Genomic DNA, 14,629 nt, shown 5'->3' on the forward strand with positions numbered 1-14,629 from the left:
CATTATTTAATTACTCTTTGGACATTATTAAGACTTGGAATAAAATATTGGGTACGGCCACCTATCCATGGAAATTGCATAGCAGCGCGTCCTTTGTAAATAGTACTCCCTGCGGGTATATTCCAATGTGCCACTTTTGACATTCCATTCCAACCCGGACGTAAGGCCAAACCCATTCTATCCACAAGCTTTAAACCAGTAATAGAAGACGGGTTGGTCATATACCTTCCTTTAGCAAAAGCATTCACATTATCATAATATCGACTAAGAGTGATAGATTCATCTAGAACTACCTTTTGGTACTTTCCTGCACTAAAAGTACGCGCAATATCATCAGAAAGCCCTACCCCTTTAACAGCTCTAATTGCTTTAAATGCTCTAAACCCATAAACCAGCCCAGCACCAGCTAACTCTCCTCCAATTGCAAAGGCTGTTTCCTTCATCACAGCAGCTCTTGCTTCCATGCCAAAATTTTGAACAGCACTTATGGCATTAAACGAAGGCTCAAAGCTCATATTTGCTACATCAAATTTATGATTGGCCCATCCTGCACCTCCCACATTCGCAACAGAAATAGCTCCTGCTTGGTCACCATAAGCCCTTGCATTCATTTCACTTGGACTTATACCTTCACGACCATCAGGGTCAACAGTCATTAAAGGGTTATTCCCCATTGCCGCATAAGGACTAAAGTATTGACGAGCGGGGTCTGGATTTAAGAACCTAGCAATTGTTGCATCATACTCCCTAGCCTCAAAATGATTAAACCCCGTCTCTTCATCCTCTTCCGCAAACTGCCCCTGATAACCAAACCTGTAATCCTTCTCTTGAGGATTTCTCCACTGGCTCGCGACCGAGCCAAAGGGATAGTAGTCTATCCATTTTTTTAATCACGGTCGCACTTTTTTCCTAACACTTTCAAGTATTAGAAAAAATTTTGCCTAGCTCATGGCACTCAATACTTCAACATTTTTTTTATAGGCCATCTGCCTTGGTTGTGAAGTTAATAATTTTCACAGATCACCCGTCACGGCTTTTTGATTTTAGGGCATTAATAATTCCTGTAAAGGGAATGTTCGGAAGAACTTTCTGGAAAAACTTTCCAATAAGATCAACTCTATCTTTTGGGATAATGGTTAGGATAAGTGTCATTAAGGTCATCCAGGCCAAGACACAAACAACTATAAGAGCTATATATTCCATAATTTCTTTGTTTTATCGTAAAGGGTCTGTGACACCCAAAAGAGCCTCAGCTTTCTTTAGTTTTTAAAAATAATTTGAGCCTTATCCATATCAGAGGACAAAAAAAATCATCAATTCAACTCATAGGATTTCACAGGTGCTAAAGGACTGATTTTTATTCGATGACGAAAGGACAACCAACATTCTCGACTAAAAAACAATCCCTAACACGCCTAAAAGCACATAATGTGCATTAAACAAATCATTCAGTTTTTCATTTACATTTTTTCATTTTCAACAAAATCTTGTCTTTTCAATGAATACCGTCTTATGACAGAGTAATATCATTTCCATAAAATCATTCTCTGTAACAATAACATTGAAGGTATTACAGAGGTTAATACTACTGAGGGAATTGGGTACAATAAGGAGAGATAAAGCGTGATAAGATGCGATAAGGACTAATAATGTCCGTTTTTTTGAACAGTAAAAGACATTGACTGAACTTGACTATTTGCAGTATCTCGATTGGCTTTTGCTTTTCAAAAAAATGATCCAACCGAACAACTAAAGGCTTTTTTATGCAGAGTGTTGATTGAGGGCGGAAGGTTGAGATTTCGTTTGTTTTGATATAGATAGTTCCAGAAAAGTCAAAATACAAACACAATTTTACGGTTACCAGACTTTTCTGCGAGCCGCCTGCGAGCGGAACCAGCAGCCAGCCAGAAAAAGGCCGTTAGGCCGACTGGCTGTGAGTGCCGCCTTTTTCGGCGGGACGGTCTGGTGGTGACACGCAGGCTCGCATAAAATGGGTAGCGGGTGGATGCGTTGCTACTGAACGCAATGGAGCTTTGCGTAATGGAGAGAAGCTGCAAAAGCAGACACAAGAGCTACCGTGAAGACTGACCGAGGAGTGCAAGAACTGTGACAGACTCGAAGCGAAGCGGAGACCCGAAGGGCTGATAGTGGGCTGATCCCGATTTTTATCGGGAGAAGCTTGCTATCAGGTCTGGCGCTGTTCTTTGCCGACGACAGAAGGATGAACACCTTATTTCCTAAGAATGTTTCGGACTTCTATTACCGTTTCTCCAGCGACTAAAAGGAGACTGGCAGCAAATGTTTCGGCCTTAGATTATCTATTTGTCATACAAACCCCCTCTGGCTACTCACATTTTTCACTATTCACTTTCCGCCAAAACTTCAAAAAAAATCAAAAGACTCGGGTCGCACCGGGACGCTCTGTCACGAGAGGAGTGCTCCCTTCGGGTTAGGGGTCGGCTCACAGCGATGAGTGCGGTGAATACTGCGGAGTATCGTGGAACATTGATGGTTTTGGGGAACGCCAGTTGACGACAGTCGGAGCGAAGCGGATAGTGGTGGGTGCTTGCGGTGGGAACGGTAGAGGGGTATATCGGTGGTACGGTGGTTGGTAGTGGGTTGGTGTTTTGTGGTAGTATATGTTTTTTTTAGTTGAGTGGATGGAACTTGTTAATATCTTCTTTCAGGTCTTCTAAGTCACTTTGTTTGTACTTTTCTGTGCTGCTTACGAACCTGTGGCCTGCCATGTATTGGGCTTGTCTTAGATTGTAATTATTCAACCATTTCACAATTACACTGGCTCTGATTTGTTGTAGATCTTCTATCCTTCCATTCTGATCTTTCAACGTCTTGGTTAGTTTTCGGATGGCGTGGTACAGGCTCGGACTCTTGCCCGAACTGATAAATAACTGCTCTGATTGTTTCTGTGTGATGGCTAATATTTCCGCTCTGGTTTTGAGTAAATATTCTTGCATTTCAAGTATCTGAACAGCTTCTAATTTCAACTCTCTTTCGTTGCTTCTTCTGTTCCTGGGGACATAAATCATTCCTTCTCTCAGCTTAATATCCTCTGGTTTTAGATCAATTAATTCTGTGGAGTTGATCCCCTGATAAATCAATAGTCCCAACATTACTTTATGCATCTGGAAGCTGGGCTGTCTTAGTTGCTTGGTGGTTGCGTTATCTCTTGGATTGAACTGAGGTTCGTTGGTGATAAACTTGTGGTAAACAGCTTCTAGCTCGATGGGCTTTAAGATGTCGTAAACCATTCTTCTTTTGATGCCCTTGATTTGGATTTTCTGCGCTGGATGGTGACTGATTATTTCTGCTTGCAATAAGTGATTGTAATAATGTTTGATGCTTCCCATGTACAAGCTCACTGTTCGTTTACTTGTCCCTCTTTTATTCAACTGCTGCGTGTAAGCCAATAAATCCTGATAAGTGATCTGCTCTATTTCCAATCCTTCTTCTACTGCCCATTGATGCAAGTTTTCTACATTCCTGACGTGTCCTTTGATGGTTGTACGACTGTAACCATTCGATTGTAAATACTCTTTAAACTTCATCCTCGTGCAGTTGTATGGTTTCGTAAGCTGGGATATTGTCGTAGCGTTGTTCCTTCTCTATTTCCATTTCAGCAATGTGGGTATATATCTGGGTTGACTCTAAACTGCTATGCCCTAAAAACTTGCTAATATTTTCCAGACTCATGCCTGCTTGCAGTAGATGTGTGGCGATGCTATGACGCAGTGTGTGGAGTACTATTTCCTTTTCTATCAGCTCTGGTTGATTGGTGTTGACTTGCAATAGTTTGAGTCTCAGTAACAGGCTTTGCCCTCCCATCCTTCTGCGTTTGTAGCTGATAAAAAACGCTCCTTCTCTTTTGTCACTGATCAAGCTTGAGCGATGATCATAGATGTATTCTTGCAAGTGTTTCTGATTGGCTTGATTAAATGGAACGTATCTTTCTTTGTATCCCTTCCCTCTCTTGACATGCAGTAACTGCCTGTCAAAATTAATGTCTCCAATGTCCAGATGATAGCCTTCATTTCTCCTGAGCCCACAACCATAAAAGATCGTCAACATGGCTCTGTCCCTGCTTTGGATGGCTTCCATTTTTTCATCACTGAGTCGTTTGCTGTGATACAAAGTGGTATCATAAGTCACCTGATATAATTGTCTGATTTCATCTACACTCAACACTGGAATAGATTTCAACTGCTCTTCTTCCCATCTAATGCCAACAATCGGGATATCTAGTCTTCCTACTTGTCTGAGATAGTCTGTAAACTTATTCAGAGCTTGCAAGTGCTTGTTTAGATAACTACTGCTTAATGCACCTGATCTTCTCTGGTTGCTTCTTTCTTTGAGCTGGTCATAATATTGTTTGATATGTTTATGAGCTAGTTGGTTAATGGTGGTTATTCTTTGTTTTTCCAGATAATACAAAAACTCTCGTACATGGTGGGGTAAGTTGTAAACAGTGCTCGAAGCATAACCAAGGATGTCCAACCACTCGCCGAAGCTCTTTTCTAGGTATCTAAAAGAGGTATTATCTAGGTTTAGTTTTTTCACTTGGGTATCTGTTTTTGGATTTTGTGAGCCAATGAGATAACTCATTGATATTCAATATTGGTTGCAGCTCAAAAGGCTACTGAGCCGCTAGTGAGCTGCAAGCTGCTAGGCGGCTTTCTTTTTTTGTAGTTTCTCTACTATCTGGTCTAGTACTGCACCTATCCTTGATTTCAACTGCTCGTATTCTTCATAGCTCACTATTTCGTAATGATAGCCCTTGTTTTTCAGGCCTGTGGATTTCAGATATCCTGACTCCTTGAGTTGAAGATTATATCGCTTGATTGTACTTAGTGGGGTTCTAAACGCCAGACTAATTTGACTATTGGTAAAAGTCTTCTGACCCTTCTTTTCTTTCAGCCACGTTTTTAGTGTCTCAAAATAACTACGACATGCTCCCGTTAGATCATCTGATTTCCTCAACAAAATTTCCTTCATTAGTATATTGGCTTCATGGATATCTTCTAATGTTGTCTCGATATATTCCTCTCCTGTTTCTTTGTCGTATTGCTTCTCACGCTGCATCTGATAATAAAAAGTCACTGCTTCTATGAAGGCCAAGTAATGCGCATTTGTTCTTCTGGGTTTAAATACTTCTGTTGGTATCTTGAGCTTTTGCGCATAGGGATTTCGGATAGTGACAGGCTGCAATACTCTTTGCATGTCTTGGAACTGTTCTATCATTTGCTGCTCTGCCATACGATCTACTTTGCCTGCTGCTACAGCCCTTTGATGATCCATGATCTTTTCGTCTTGTTCTCTGCTTTCATCGATGTAGATCAAAAAAGATCGATTGGCATTGTCTTCGTAAAGGCTTTCTTTGGTGGTACACCCTGACACGCAAACAGGACCTTCTACCGTCAGTGTAACAGTTTTGGTTTCGCCTTTCGTATTTTTGATTACTACCGTCTTTGTGATTTTCTTCTTGGATTTGATTTCTCTTAAAGGGTAAAGCACTTCTTCTGCTCCGTCTAAGTCTTCTATCAATATGAGTTTATTTCTGAGCTGGTGCTGACCAAAGTAATAAAAGGCGTTTCCTGATAGTGTGGTGATTTCCAGTTTGTCTTCGTCGGGTACTAATGCCCCTACTCTTTCTTGTAAGTGTGTTTTTCCTACGCCACTACTACCTAGGCTGATGATATGCAGCGGATTACTCATTTTCCTTGACAGGAAGATTAAGAACATTAATAAGCGGTTGTTTTCTTCTCCAATAATTCCACACTTGCCTAAGTCTTCGTTTGTCCTTTTCATCAAGTTTGGGCTGGACAGATAGAGCTTGTATTTCTTGATTTCTTCTGGACTGAGCATTTTTCTTTGCTCTGGCTGTTCTCGTTCTTTTTCCCTGATTTCTAGCCTGTAAGTTTCTAGTAGATTGGTCAGCTCATGCAAAGCTCCTGCTATGACACTTGTGCCTATTTCTAGTTTCTCTGCAATCAATCGGACAAACTTCTCTACCTGGGTGCTGTTGTACAGATCGAGGTTGTGCCTGACGGGTGGGATCACTGTTTCTGCTACTGCTGTTTTTAGTGTCACTCGCATTCTATCCAGATAATCTGTCCTGATCCCGCCTAGTACATGGATGTCTAGCACAGTGTATTGGAAGGTGATGTTTTCTGGATTGGTGGTGTCTAGGTTTAGATTATCCATTTTTAAAAACTTTTGGAGTTTACTGTCTATAAAACAAACTTACATTAATGGATATATTTATCCTATACATTTCGACTCATTTTGATACTTAAATCATAAAACACTAATTTTATGGACATAAAGATCAAAATATGGATATTGGAGAGCGTATAAAAAAGATAAGAGAAGCCAGAGGGCTTTCACAAAAGGAAGTGTCTGCTACGCTAAATATGGATCAATCGCAGTATTCTAAGATTGAAAAGGGCAAAACTGATCCTACAACTACCACGCTCGATAAAATCACTAAAGCTATGGGCGTGTCTCTTGCCGAACTATTCATTTCTAATGATCCGCTCGAAGAAGTAAATTCTATTGATAAGTCCACTATGGAAAAACTTCAACTACTCGAAGAACTGGAAGAGGACGAAAAACAATCCGTTTTTAAAATTATCGATGGACTCGTCTCTAAAAAGAAGCTGAAGGACACACTAAGCAGTGCCCTCAAAACGGCATAAAAAAGCCCGGATATACCGGGCTAATCTTTTAAGCGGCTTTCACTTTACAGCTCCACCCTGGGTAATCATCACTTTTATGACGATTATTTTCCCATTGCAGGGGTTGGAGATTACTAAGCGCATCTGAGCCTCCTTTTGATACTGGTACTACATGATCAATCTCCCAACCAAATTTCGAGTTGGTGTTCCCATACTCGGAACGTTGCATCAATGCACCACAAGTATCTTTTCTAACATAAGAAGGGTCGTAACCTGTTACAACTCTTCCTTTTTCCCATACAGCCTGTACTGTAGCTGCATCAAAGTTTGCACCACCTCTAGAAGTGCTTCTTACTCTGTAAGACATAATTACTAATATTTAAATATTTATAATATGTCTCCTTACCCCGGCTCAAACGACTTATAAAAAAAGTCTTTATATTTGATCAAAATTGAATATCCGACAAAGAAGCAATGCTTCTTATAGACTACCACATCTAATGGACATTCACTAAACCCCCGGGATAAGGCGACAACCAATTCTGGGGTTTTTTATTACCTTTTATTTCGTTCTACTATATGCTTACTTCCGTCTGACCAGCTTATAGTATTTCATTCCTTCATTTTCTTCATTTACTATGTCGTAGATAATTCTACCATCTCTATAATCTACACCCATCTCATCAAGTATATGTTTAATTCTTATAAAGTAGTATTGACCTGCTTTACTTACCTTAAACAATTCTTTATCATCTCCCTCACTCCCTACTAAGTATAGATTCTTATCTTCTTCATCAGCTGTATTCACCGCTACTTTAAATCTACTATCAGTTGATAAACTAAGTACTTTTGCTGCTCCTGATGAAAAACCAAGCTTTCCGCTCTTATGAACAGTTGCCTTTACTACACCAGTAGCACTCTGAGGTGACTTAAATTCTAATTTCAACATATACAAATATAACCATTTACCAAGTACTTCCCTTACTCATTCCTATAAGTTTTCCACAATACCTTAACATTCCCTTAACAATTTCCTATACATTTCACATATTCCTTTAAAAATGTGAAGTGATTTATGTTTACCAACCGCTAAAAACAAAAAATCCCAACCGTAATACACGATTGGGATTTCATTCTACACCTAGTGGGGTTATTTGCTGACCTCTATATTTTTTAATATTTCAGCCAATTTATCCTTTACGGGCTTGGGAACAATATTCTCCTCACGTATAAGCTCTTGCATAAAAGAATATCCACTTTCCGAAATATCCATTTTTTGAGCCATCTTATCAATTAGATCATAAAGTTCCTTATCAATTTCAATTTCGTACTCATATAACTGAGTAATAATCGTATCAAAAGCAAGACCATACTCTCTATTATCAAGTAGGTCTTGGGCATTATCTAAATCCGATACACCTAACCCCAAAGTCCTAGCAGTATCAATCAAAGTTGAAATTAACTTTTTTAACATATTCATTTCTATCTTAATGGAAATGCTGTGATTACCTCATTACCAGTATTAATTACTCTTAGCCTTAACCCATCATAAACACCATCGGTTACATATCTAACAGGCTGTCCGCTTCTTGTAAACCTTTCGCCAGCCCTACCAGTTTGTTGAACCCATGGATTACTCGTCACAACTTCAGAAACTGCATGCATAATTTTTTTATGACTCCATGTTGCTGGAAACATTGTTTTCTTTCCTCTAATTCCGTTTGAAAAACTCTTCAAACTTCCAAACCAAGCATGTCCACCACCTGTCGCATCTCCAGCGATAATGTGAGCAGTTCGTGACTTACTTGCTAAGTTGACGTATCGTGCAGCTCGAAAACCTTTTGAAATAGAGGAAATAAGACCAATAGCAGCTACTTCACTGACAATTGCCATAGAAGCCTCTTCCATAATTAAAGATCTGGCTTCCATACCAAAATCCTTAACCATATCTAAGGCATTTAAAGAAGGCTCATACTCCATATGGGCCATTGTATATTGACGGATTGCAGAACCCATTCCTCCAACATTAGCCACCGAAAAAGCACTAGCTTGATCTCCATATGCAGCAGCATTTAATTCACTTGGACTCTTACTTGTTTCTCCATTTGGATCAATTAAACCAAGTGGGTTGTTACCCATTGCTACATAAGGACTAGGATATTGTCTGGCCGGATCAGGGATCATCCATCTCCCAATGATTGGATCGTACTCTCTAGATTCAAAGTGATTGAACCCAGTCTCCTTGTCTTCTTCAGCAAACTGCCCCTGATAACCAAACCTGTAATCCTTCTCTTGAGGATTTCTCCACTGGCTCGCGACCGAGCCAAAAGGATAGTAGTCGGTCATCTCTGAAATATCGAAGCCTAGTATGCTTACGGTGATATCGTCGAAGTTGACCTGTGCCTCCTGCGTCTCATTGGCCACATAGATGTAAATATAACCATCCTCGGGCATTTCTATCTCTTGGCTGATCGTCTCTGCAGTGCTGGCGTGGCCTGCTGCTGCATCACTTACCATCGCATGGGCATCGGCTGGCGTGATGTCGTTGAAGTCCTTGTCGAAGACCAAACACTGGATGTAGGCCTTGGGTACGCCCGCAGGTGGTGCCGCCAAAAAGCCTGCAGCAGAGGCCACGGCGCTGTTGAGCCCGTCGAAGACTTGCTGGCTCTCTCCTCCTGTGCTCACTCCATAGGCTCCAGCGATCAGGCCAAACATATCGCTGGCTAGTCCTGTGCTAGAGAAACCATCGTCATACATGGCATTCACGCTAAACGCAATCTTGTCCCCTTTATTCACCGCTCTGGACATCGCAGGGCCTACTATGCCGTTCACTCCATCCAAACGAACCGAGTGGCTTTCGTTGCCATTGATATTGGTGGTGTTGAACATCATGTCTTGCTGCTTGTAGGTATTGAGGTTTTCGAATACTGCCGACTCTGTCATCTGGTATTCGTCTTCTAGCGTGGCTACCTCAAAAAACTTGAGCTTGGAGACCACAGCGCGCACATTGCCCAGATGATCGGTGAGTTCGTAGTTGTATTTGTGCTTCTGTACATCGCGGAAGGACGTTCCGATCTTGCCTGACCCGTAGATCGGGAGCTCGGATAGCTCAAGGCCTGTATTTTTGGTTTCATAGATCGCGATGATATTGCCGGAGGCATCGCGGACGTACCAGGTCTCTTTTGTCTGATCCTCTACGGTTACTTTTTTAAGTACACGGAAACCACGATCGTCGTATTGATAAGAGGCGAGTGCATTCTCTTTATTGTTTTTGTCTGCTTCACTTCCATATATACCCATTACTTTGCCTGTCACATCATAGTCGAAGTACTGATCGCCATAGTCTCCTCTACCGATGGCTGCAGTCATCTGCCCGATTTCGTTGTACTGGTAATCTGCATAGATTTCGCTTCCATCCTTCACTTTATCCAATTGATTGTTATTGTCTCTAAAGGGGTGCTCGGTTCCCTCATTTTCATAAGCATAAGTATAATTCAGGTCATCAGCCACAGTTCCTTCTTCATCGTATCGCTTCAAAGATTGGATGTTGCCATTGGCATCGTATCCGATTCCATTGTCCGCGCCTGTCACTTTGTAAGCCGAGGCATCTGCTGTGGAAGCGGTGTATACTGCTTCTTTTAGTTGATTTTTGAAGTCATAGGCATATTCGTACTGCTGTGCATCGATGGCCATTGGTACCACCTCAGTGACCATTTCACCTTCTATTTGTGCCGTCGGATTCAACTGCGCATCTAGCCCATAGCCATTGGTGTCGAATCCAGGGAGGAATTCGATGCTGTTTTGTGCCTCAACAATCGCATCAGCTGTCAGTGGAGCATCCAGTGATTCCTCAAGGTGGTCTACCAGACCCGTTACGATCACTTCTTCTTTCACACTTTCTTCTGATCCTTCTCGCCCCCAGGTGATTCCTCTGATATTGCCTCCATATTGATCATTGGGTTTATCATCTACTGCGGCCGTATAATCACCATCAAAATAGTCAATTTCCATCCCGAAAGCATCGTGGAAGAATTCATTCGAACCATCTTCTCCAGGATCATTATTATTATTTGGGTTGTTGATCGCCTTGAGCCAGCCTTGTACGGTATAGATATAATCCAATCCTTGCAGGTCTTCTGCTAGTTCGACCCTTTTGAGTGGGCCGTGCAGGTAATAGTGATAGGTCGCATGTAGATACTTGTACGGATCGTCTTCTCCAGCTTGAGAGGTATATACTTTGGTGAGCTGCTGATTTTTGTTGTACTCGTAGTGGTGGTAGAAGCTTTCGCCAACAAGGTGTTTTTGATAGGCTACCTCTTCGACATTTCCAAAATAGTCGTATTGGTAATCGATAGTAAAATACCGACCATTGGCACCCATGTTTTTGTAATACATCACGACGAAAGTCACCTGACCAAACTCGTCGTAGCTGTACCAGGTAGTTACGTCATTGTTTTTCGTATAGGATACTGCTCCTTCGAGAAAGTCCTGTGTGTAGTTTTGTGCATAGGCCGATGCAGCGGTGGCATTGTCTAACCCTCCTGGGTGTATATAGACCTCACCATAGTACGCATCGAACCAAGATTTCATATAATCAGTCAGGTCATTATTTGTTCCACCCTTCCATACTAAATCTGGATCAGCTACATCATAATAGGTCTCTACCCAGTCTACCCGTTCAGTATCATTGATATATCCACTCATTCCCTTAGTTTCCAAAATAGTCGGATTATTTTTCGACCCGAAGGTATCCGTCCCTTTGTACTGACCAGACTCAACAGGCCTGCCGGAAGCATCATAGCAGGTATAAGAATAGCTGCTACCCCGTTGCTTCTGATTTTCTGAAAAGCGAATACTGCCATCCTTTCGGTACAAGTATTTAGTAATGCCTGCGTCTGGTTCGCTCATTTCTATGAGGTGACCTTGGAAATCGTAGCTATAAAATGTGGTGTAGGTCAAAGCGGTTCTAGTCGCAGGCACACCATCTGTCATGATTTTCTCTACTCCTAATGGAGCCATGCTTGCTGCCAGTCGCCCGGCATTGTCGTAGAAGTTGTAGCTGTATTCGGTGTAACGTGAATTGTATGCGACTCGCTCCACTCCTTTTATACTATAAATTCCCTTAGGTAAGGATATTTTATTGTTCGCCAATGAATAGGACTGAGGAGTTTCATCCAAGATTTTGTTGTGAACACTCAATGACTCTGGGTTGGTTAAAGTTATTTCAGTATCAAGTTCTTCTCCAGTCACCGCGTCAATTACTCTTGGAATATGGATCTCTAAGGGCATGCGCTGATCGTCTTCATCCACATCAGACTCAAAATGAACGACATGACTCGCAGCAGATTCAACAATAGCAGTGGCTATTGTGCCAGATTCGGCCTGATAGCTCACCACTTCTTTCTGATCAGGATCGATAGATACTTGCTTGTACACTTTGTCTAATATGGGCACACTTTCTAGCCCAAGTATAACTTTCCGTAGTGCATTGTAATTTGGTAATTCTTCATTTTTATCACCCACGGGCAAGGTCTTGGAGACACTCTCTCTACCAGAGCCCATGTGCAAAGCATCTCCTGGTGCTGCGGATCGTTTCACTTCTCCTGATCCGTCTTCGTAGAAGTCGGTACGGGTATAGGGAAAATTGGTCTGTGGCACGTTGTCTTCGAGGGTATTGTTGGCACTGTAGTACCAGCCTAGTGTGCCAGGGGTAGTGCTGGCTACTGGTTCTGGTGAGTTTTTTCTTGCACCGTCGAAGTGGATCGTCGTGTATTTTTCCTGACTAGATGGTTCTGTAATCAACTTTAATTTGTACCCAAATCCATCCATGTCCCAATCGCCATAAGGAGTGGTAATAGGTGCCATCAAAGAGTTTCCAACAACTCTTTGATACACGTCATATAGCGATTCACTCGCCATCACTAGGTCTTCTTCTGGCTTGAATACTTGGGACTGCAATGCCTTTCCCATCTGATCGTAGTAGACTCTTTGAGCTGATGCTACTACTTGCGCACCACTCTCATTTAATTCAGGACTATAACTCGTTACTGTAGTATAATTAAAACGTTTATCACAATACACATCCTTATCGACAGTGATAATACCAAAATCGTCACTATATCTTGAACACAAACCTAAAGGCAAATATTTATACTTATAAATATAATCCTCATCACTTGGAAGAAGATCTAAATTCAATGTGCTCGTAGTACCATCCGATATCTCCTGATTATTGGCATCGAAAAAAACAATAGCTTGACCTTTCACTTTAATGGGCTCAATCACTACATCTTCACCAACACATGAAAAATAATTTATATCTAAAGGGGGTATCCCTTTAACGGGATCAAAAACATCATCAAGATTAATCACGGAGGAATATTGCCTATATGTACTTTCACACCATTTAGTACCACTAACCTGATATTCGATTCTATTATCCACTAGCAACATCTCTCTTTCCTCTGGGGTGAATGTAAATGAACTACCAATACTAATTGTATTTCCTCCAGAAATCCAATATTCGGAATCAGGTCGAATACTCATATTTTCATATGTCCCATTTAGCACCCAGTCCTCATCCTTACATATTGGATGATTTAGCATATCAATATCAACTATTGGCTCTGGTATTTCTCTCATAGAAGCTTCCAGCGTGTTCGTTTTTACACTATACGTACAACTTGGATTTTTCCACTCTGCATATAACTGATCCCCTTCGTAGTATTGATTATGCCCAGCGGGCGCTACATAAATGGTATTGAGGCCGGAATCATTCGAGACTTCAACAAAATACCCATTGGTAGTTACATCGGATTTTCTATACCAATGAATATTTTCAAAATCATACTGATAACCATCTCCATGTTGACTATAGATACTGGTAATCTGCAATTCAGGTGCATTGATTCCAGGGCACAGGTTTTCTAAGGAGCCACCTAATGTGAAATTGGTCAAAGTAGGTATAAATTCCAACTGAATCGAATTGCTCGTCACCTTTCCCGAGGTTATACAATTCCTTCTTGAAGTCATTTCAACAGAAACTACGTCATTTTTCTGAAGTGTAGTGCTAGACCAACTAGAGTTTATTCCACTTTGGACTGTTGAGTTATTTACTTTCCAGTCATACGTGGGTGATATCCCCCCGTGGCTGCTATTATCAACAAAAAAAGACACTTGTTCTCCTTCGCAAACCACAAGTTTATCCGATACAATAGAAACAGAAGGCGTTTCTATACTTAATACTGAAGTTGGCAACATGTTCTTCGTAAAAGTTGCAGTCACCGGAGATGAGCCAGTCATACAGCTTCCCAAGGTTCCATAAATTGTTAAAGACAATATGCTGTTACTTTTAAATTTTGTTGTGCTAAAATTTTGATTGGTGTATGTTTCATCTAATTCCCCAGGGGTATATAGATTCCAATAATAATGACTAGCATTCAAATTTGTATTGGACGTAAAGGAGAGAAGATTCCCTTCACATATTGGGCCTCCCGTATAGTTAAATCCGATATTTACATAGGCTTGAGCAACTTGATTTTTAGTAATCACTTGAGTATCAGTCAGCCAATAATCAGCATAACCTGGTCTTTTCAATTTCACACGATAACTCCCTTCTCCATATTCGCTAGGCCCCGAATCACCGATAGCTCCATCATTGAAATAAAGCGTAAAGGCGTAAGTCATATCAGCAGCACTAGTGTTTTTCACCGAGATTGGAGAAGATAAATTACTTGTACGATACAACTCAAATGTCAGGTTACTTGGAATGTCGCTTGGGTCATATTGATAAATCAAATACAATGAGCGCCCTTGAGAGGTAGCACAGTAGTTGCCACCTCCAAAAAAAAGAAAGTAAGACTGGTTGTATTGTGAAAACGCACTGCCTGAAAATAATACGATAAAAAAGACTGTCAGAAAATTCTTCATGATGAAAT

At 41.1% G+C, this 14,629-nt stretch carries 9 protein-coding genes; 1 reads left to right on the forward strand and 8 read right to left on the reverse strand.

Annotated features, from left to right (window positions below):
- Positions 1-2: 2 nt before the first annotated feature.
- From N7E81_RS01545 to N7E81_RS01560, 4 genes are all read right to left on the reverse strand, one after another.
- Positions 3-878, reverse strand: a complete 876-nt coding sequence (locus N7E81_RS01545; RefSeq protein ID WP_263053111.1) for an RHS repeat-associated core domain-containing protein — start codon at positions 876-878, stop codon at positions 3-5.
- A 1,770-nt stretch (positions 879-2,648) separates the two neighbouring features.
- Positions 2,649-3,566 (reverse strand): tyrosine-type recombinase/integrase, encoded by a 918-nt coding sequence (locus tag N7E81_RS01550; protein WP_263051522.1) that lies wholly within the window; start codon positions 3,564-3,566, stop codon positions 2,649-2,651.
- Positions 3,556-4,620, reverse strand: coding sequence for a tyrosine-type recombinase/integrase (locus tag N7E81_RS01555; RefSeq protein WP_263051523.1), 1,065 nt, complete (start codon positions 4,618-4,620; stop codon positions 3,556-3,558). The genes N7E81_RS01550 and N7E81_RS01555 overlap by 11 nt, the downstream gene beginning before the upstream one ends.
- Positions 4,621-4,680: 60 nt before the next feature.
- Positions 4,681-6,219, reverse strand: a complete 1,539-nt coding sequence (locus N7E81_RS01560) for a hypothetical protein (protein ID WP_263051524.1) — start codon at positions 6,217-6,219, stop codon at positions 4,681-4,683.
- A 131-nt stretch (positions 6,220-6,350) separates the two neighbouring features.
- On the opposite strand from N7E81_RS01560, the gene N7E81_RS01565 reads away from it, so the two are divergent.
- A complete protein-coding gene (locus tag N7E81_RS01565) occupies positions 6,351-6,713 on the forward strand; it encodes a helix-turn-helix domain-containing protein (protein WP_263051525.1) in 363 nt (120 codons plus the stop codon).
- 28 nt (positions 6,714-6,741) lie between these two features.
- Here the strand turns inward: N7E81_RS01565 and N7E81_RS01570 are convergent, their stop codons facing one another.
- The 4 genes from N7E81_RS01570 to N7E81_RS01585 all read right to left on the reverse strand — a co-directional run bounded on the left by N7E81_RS01570 (position 6,742) and on the right by N7E81_RS01585 (position 14,621).
- A complete protein-coding gene (locus N7E81_RS01570; RefSeq protein ID WP_263051526.1) occupies positions 6,742-7,059 on the reverse strand; it encodes an HNH endonuclease signature motif containing protein in 318 nt (105 codons plus the stop codon).
- A 216-nt stretch (positions 7,060-7,275) separates the two neighbouring features.
- A complete protein-coding gene (locus N7E81_RS01575; protein WP_263051527.1) occupies positions 7,276-7,641 on the reverse strand; it encodes a hypothetical protein in 366 nt (121 codons plus the stop codon).
- Between the two features lie 201 nt (positions 7,642-7,842).
- Positions 7,843-8,166 (reverse strand): MafI family immunity protein, encoded by a 324-nt coding sequence (locus N7E81_RS01580; RefSeq protein WP_263051528.1) that lies wholly within the window; start codon positions 8,164-8,166, stop codon positions 7,843-7,845.
- An 8-nt stretch (positions 8,167-8,174) separates the two neighbouring features.
- Positions 8,175-14,621 carry an RHS repeat-associated core domain-containing protein gene (locus N7E81_RS01585; protein ID WP_263051529.1) on the reverse strand — a complete coding sequence of 2,149 codons (6,447 nt, stop codon included), beginning with the start codon at positions 14,619-14,621 and terminating at the stop codon, positions 8,175-8,177.
- Positions 14,622-14,629 lie beyond the last annotated feature (8 nt).

The organism is Reichenbachiella carrageenanivorans (genome assembly GCF_025639805.1).
Classification (GTDB): Bacteria; Bacteroidota; Bacteroidia; order Cytophagales; family Cyclobacteriaceae; genus Reichenbachiella; species Reichenbachiella carrageenanivorans.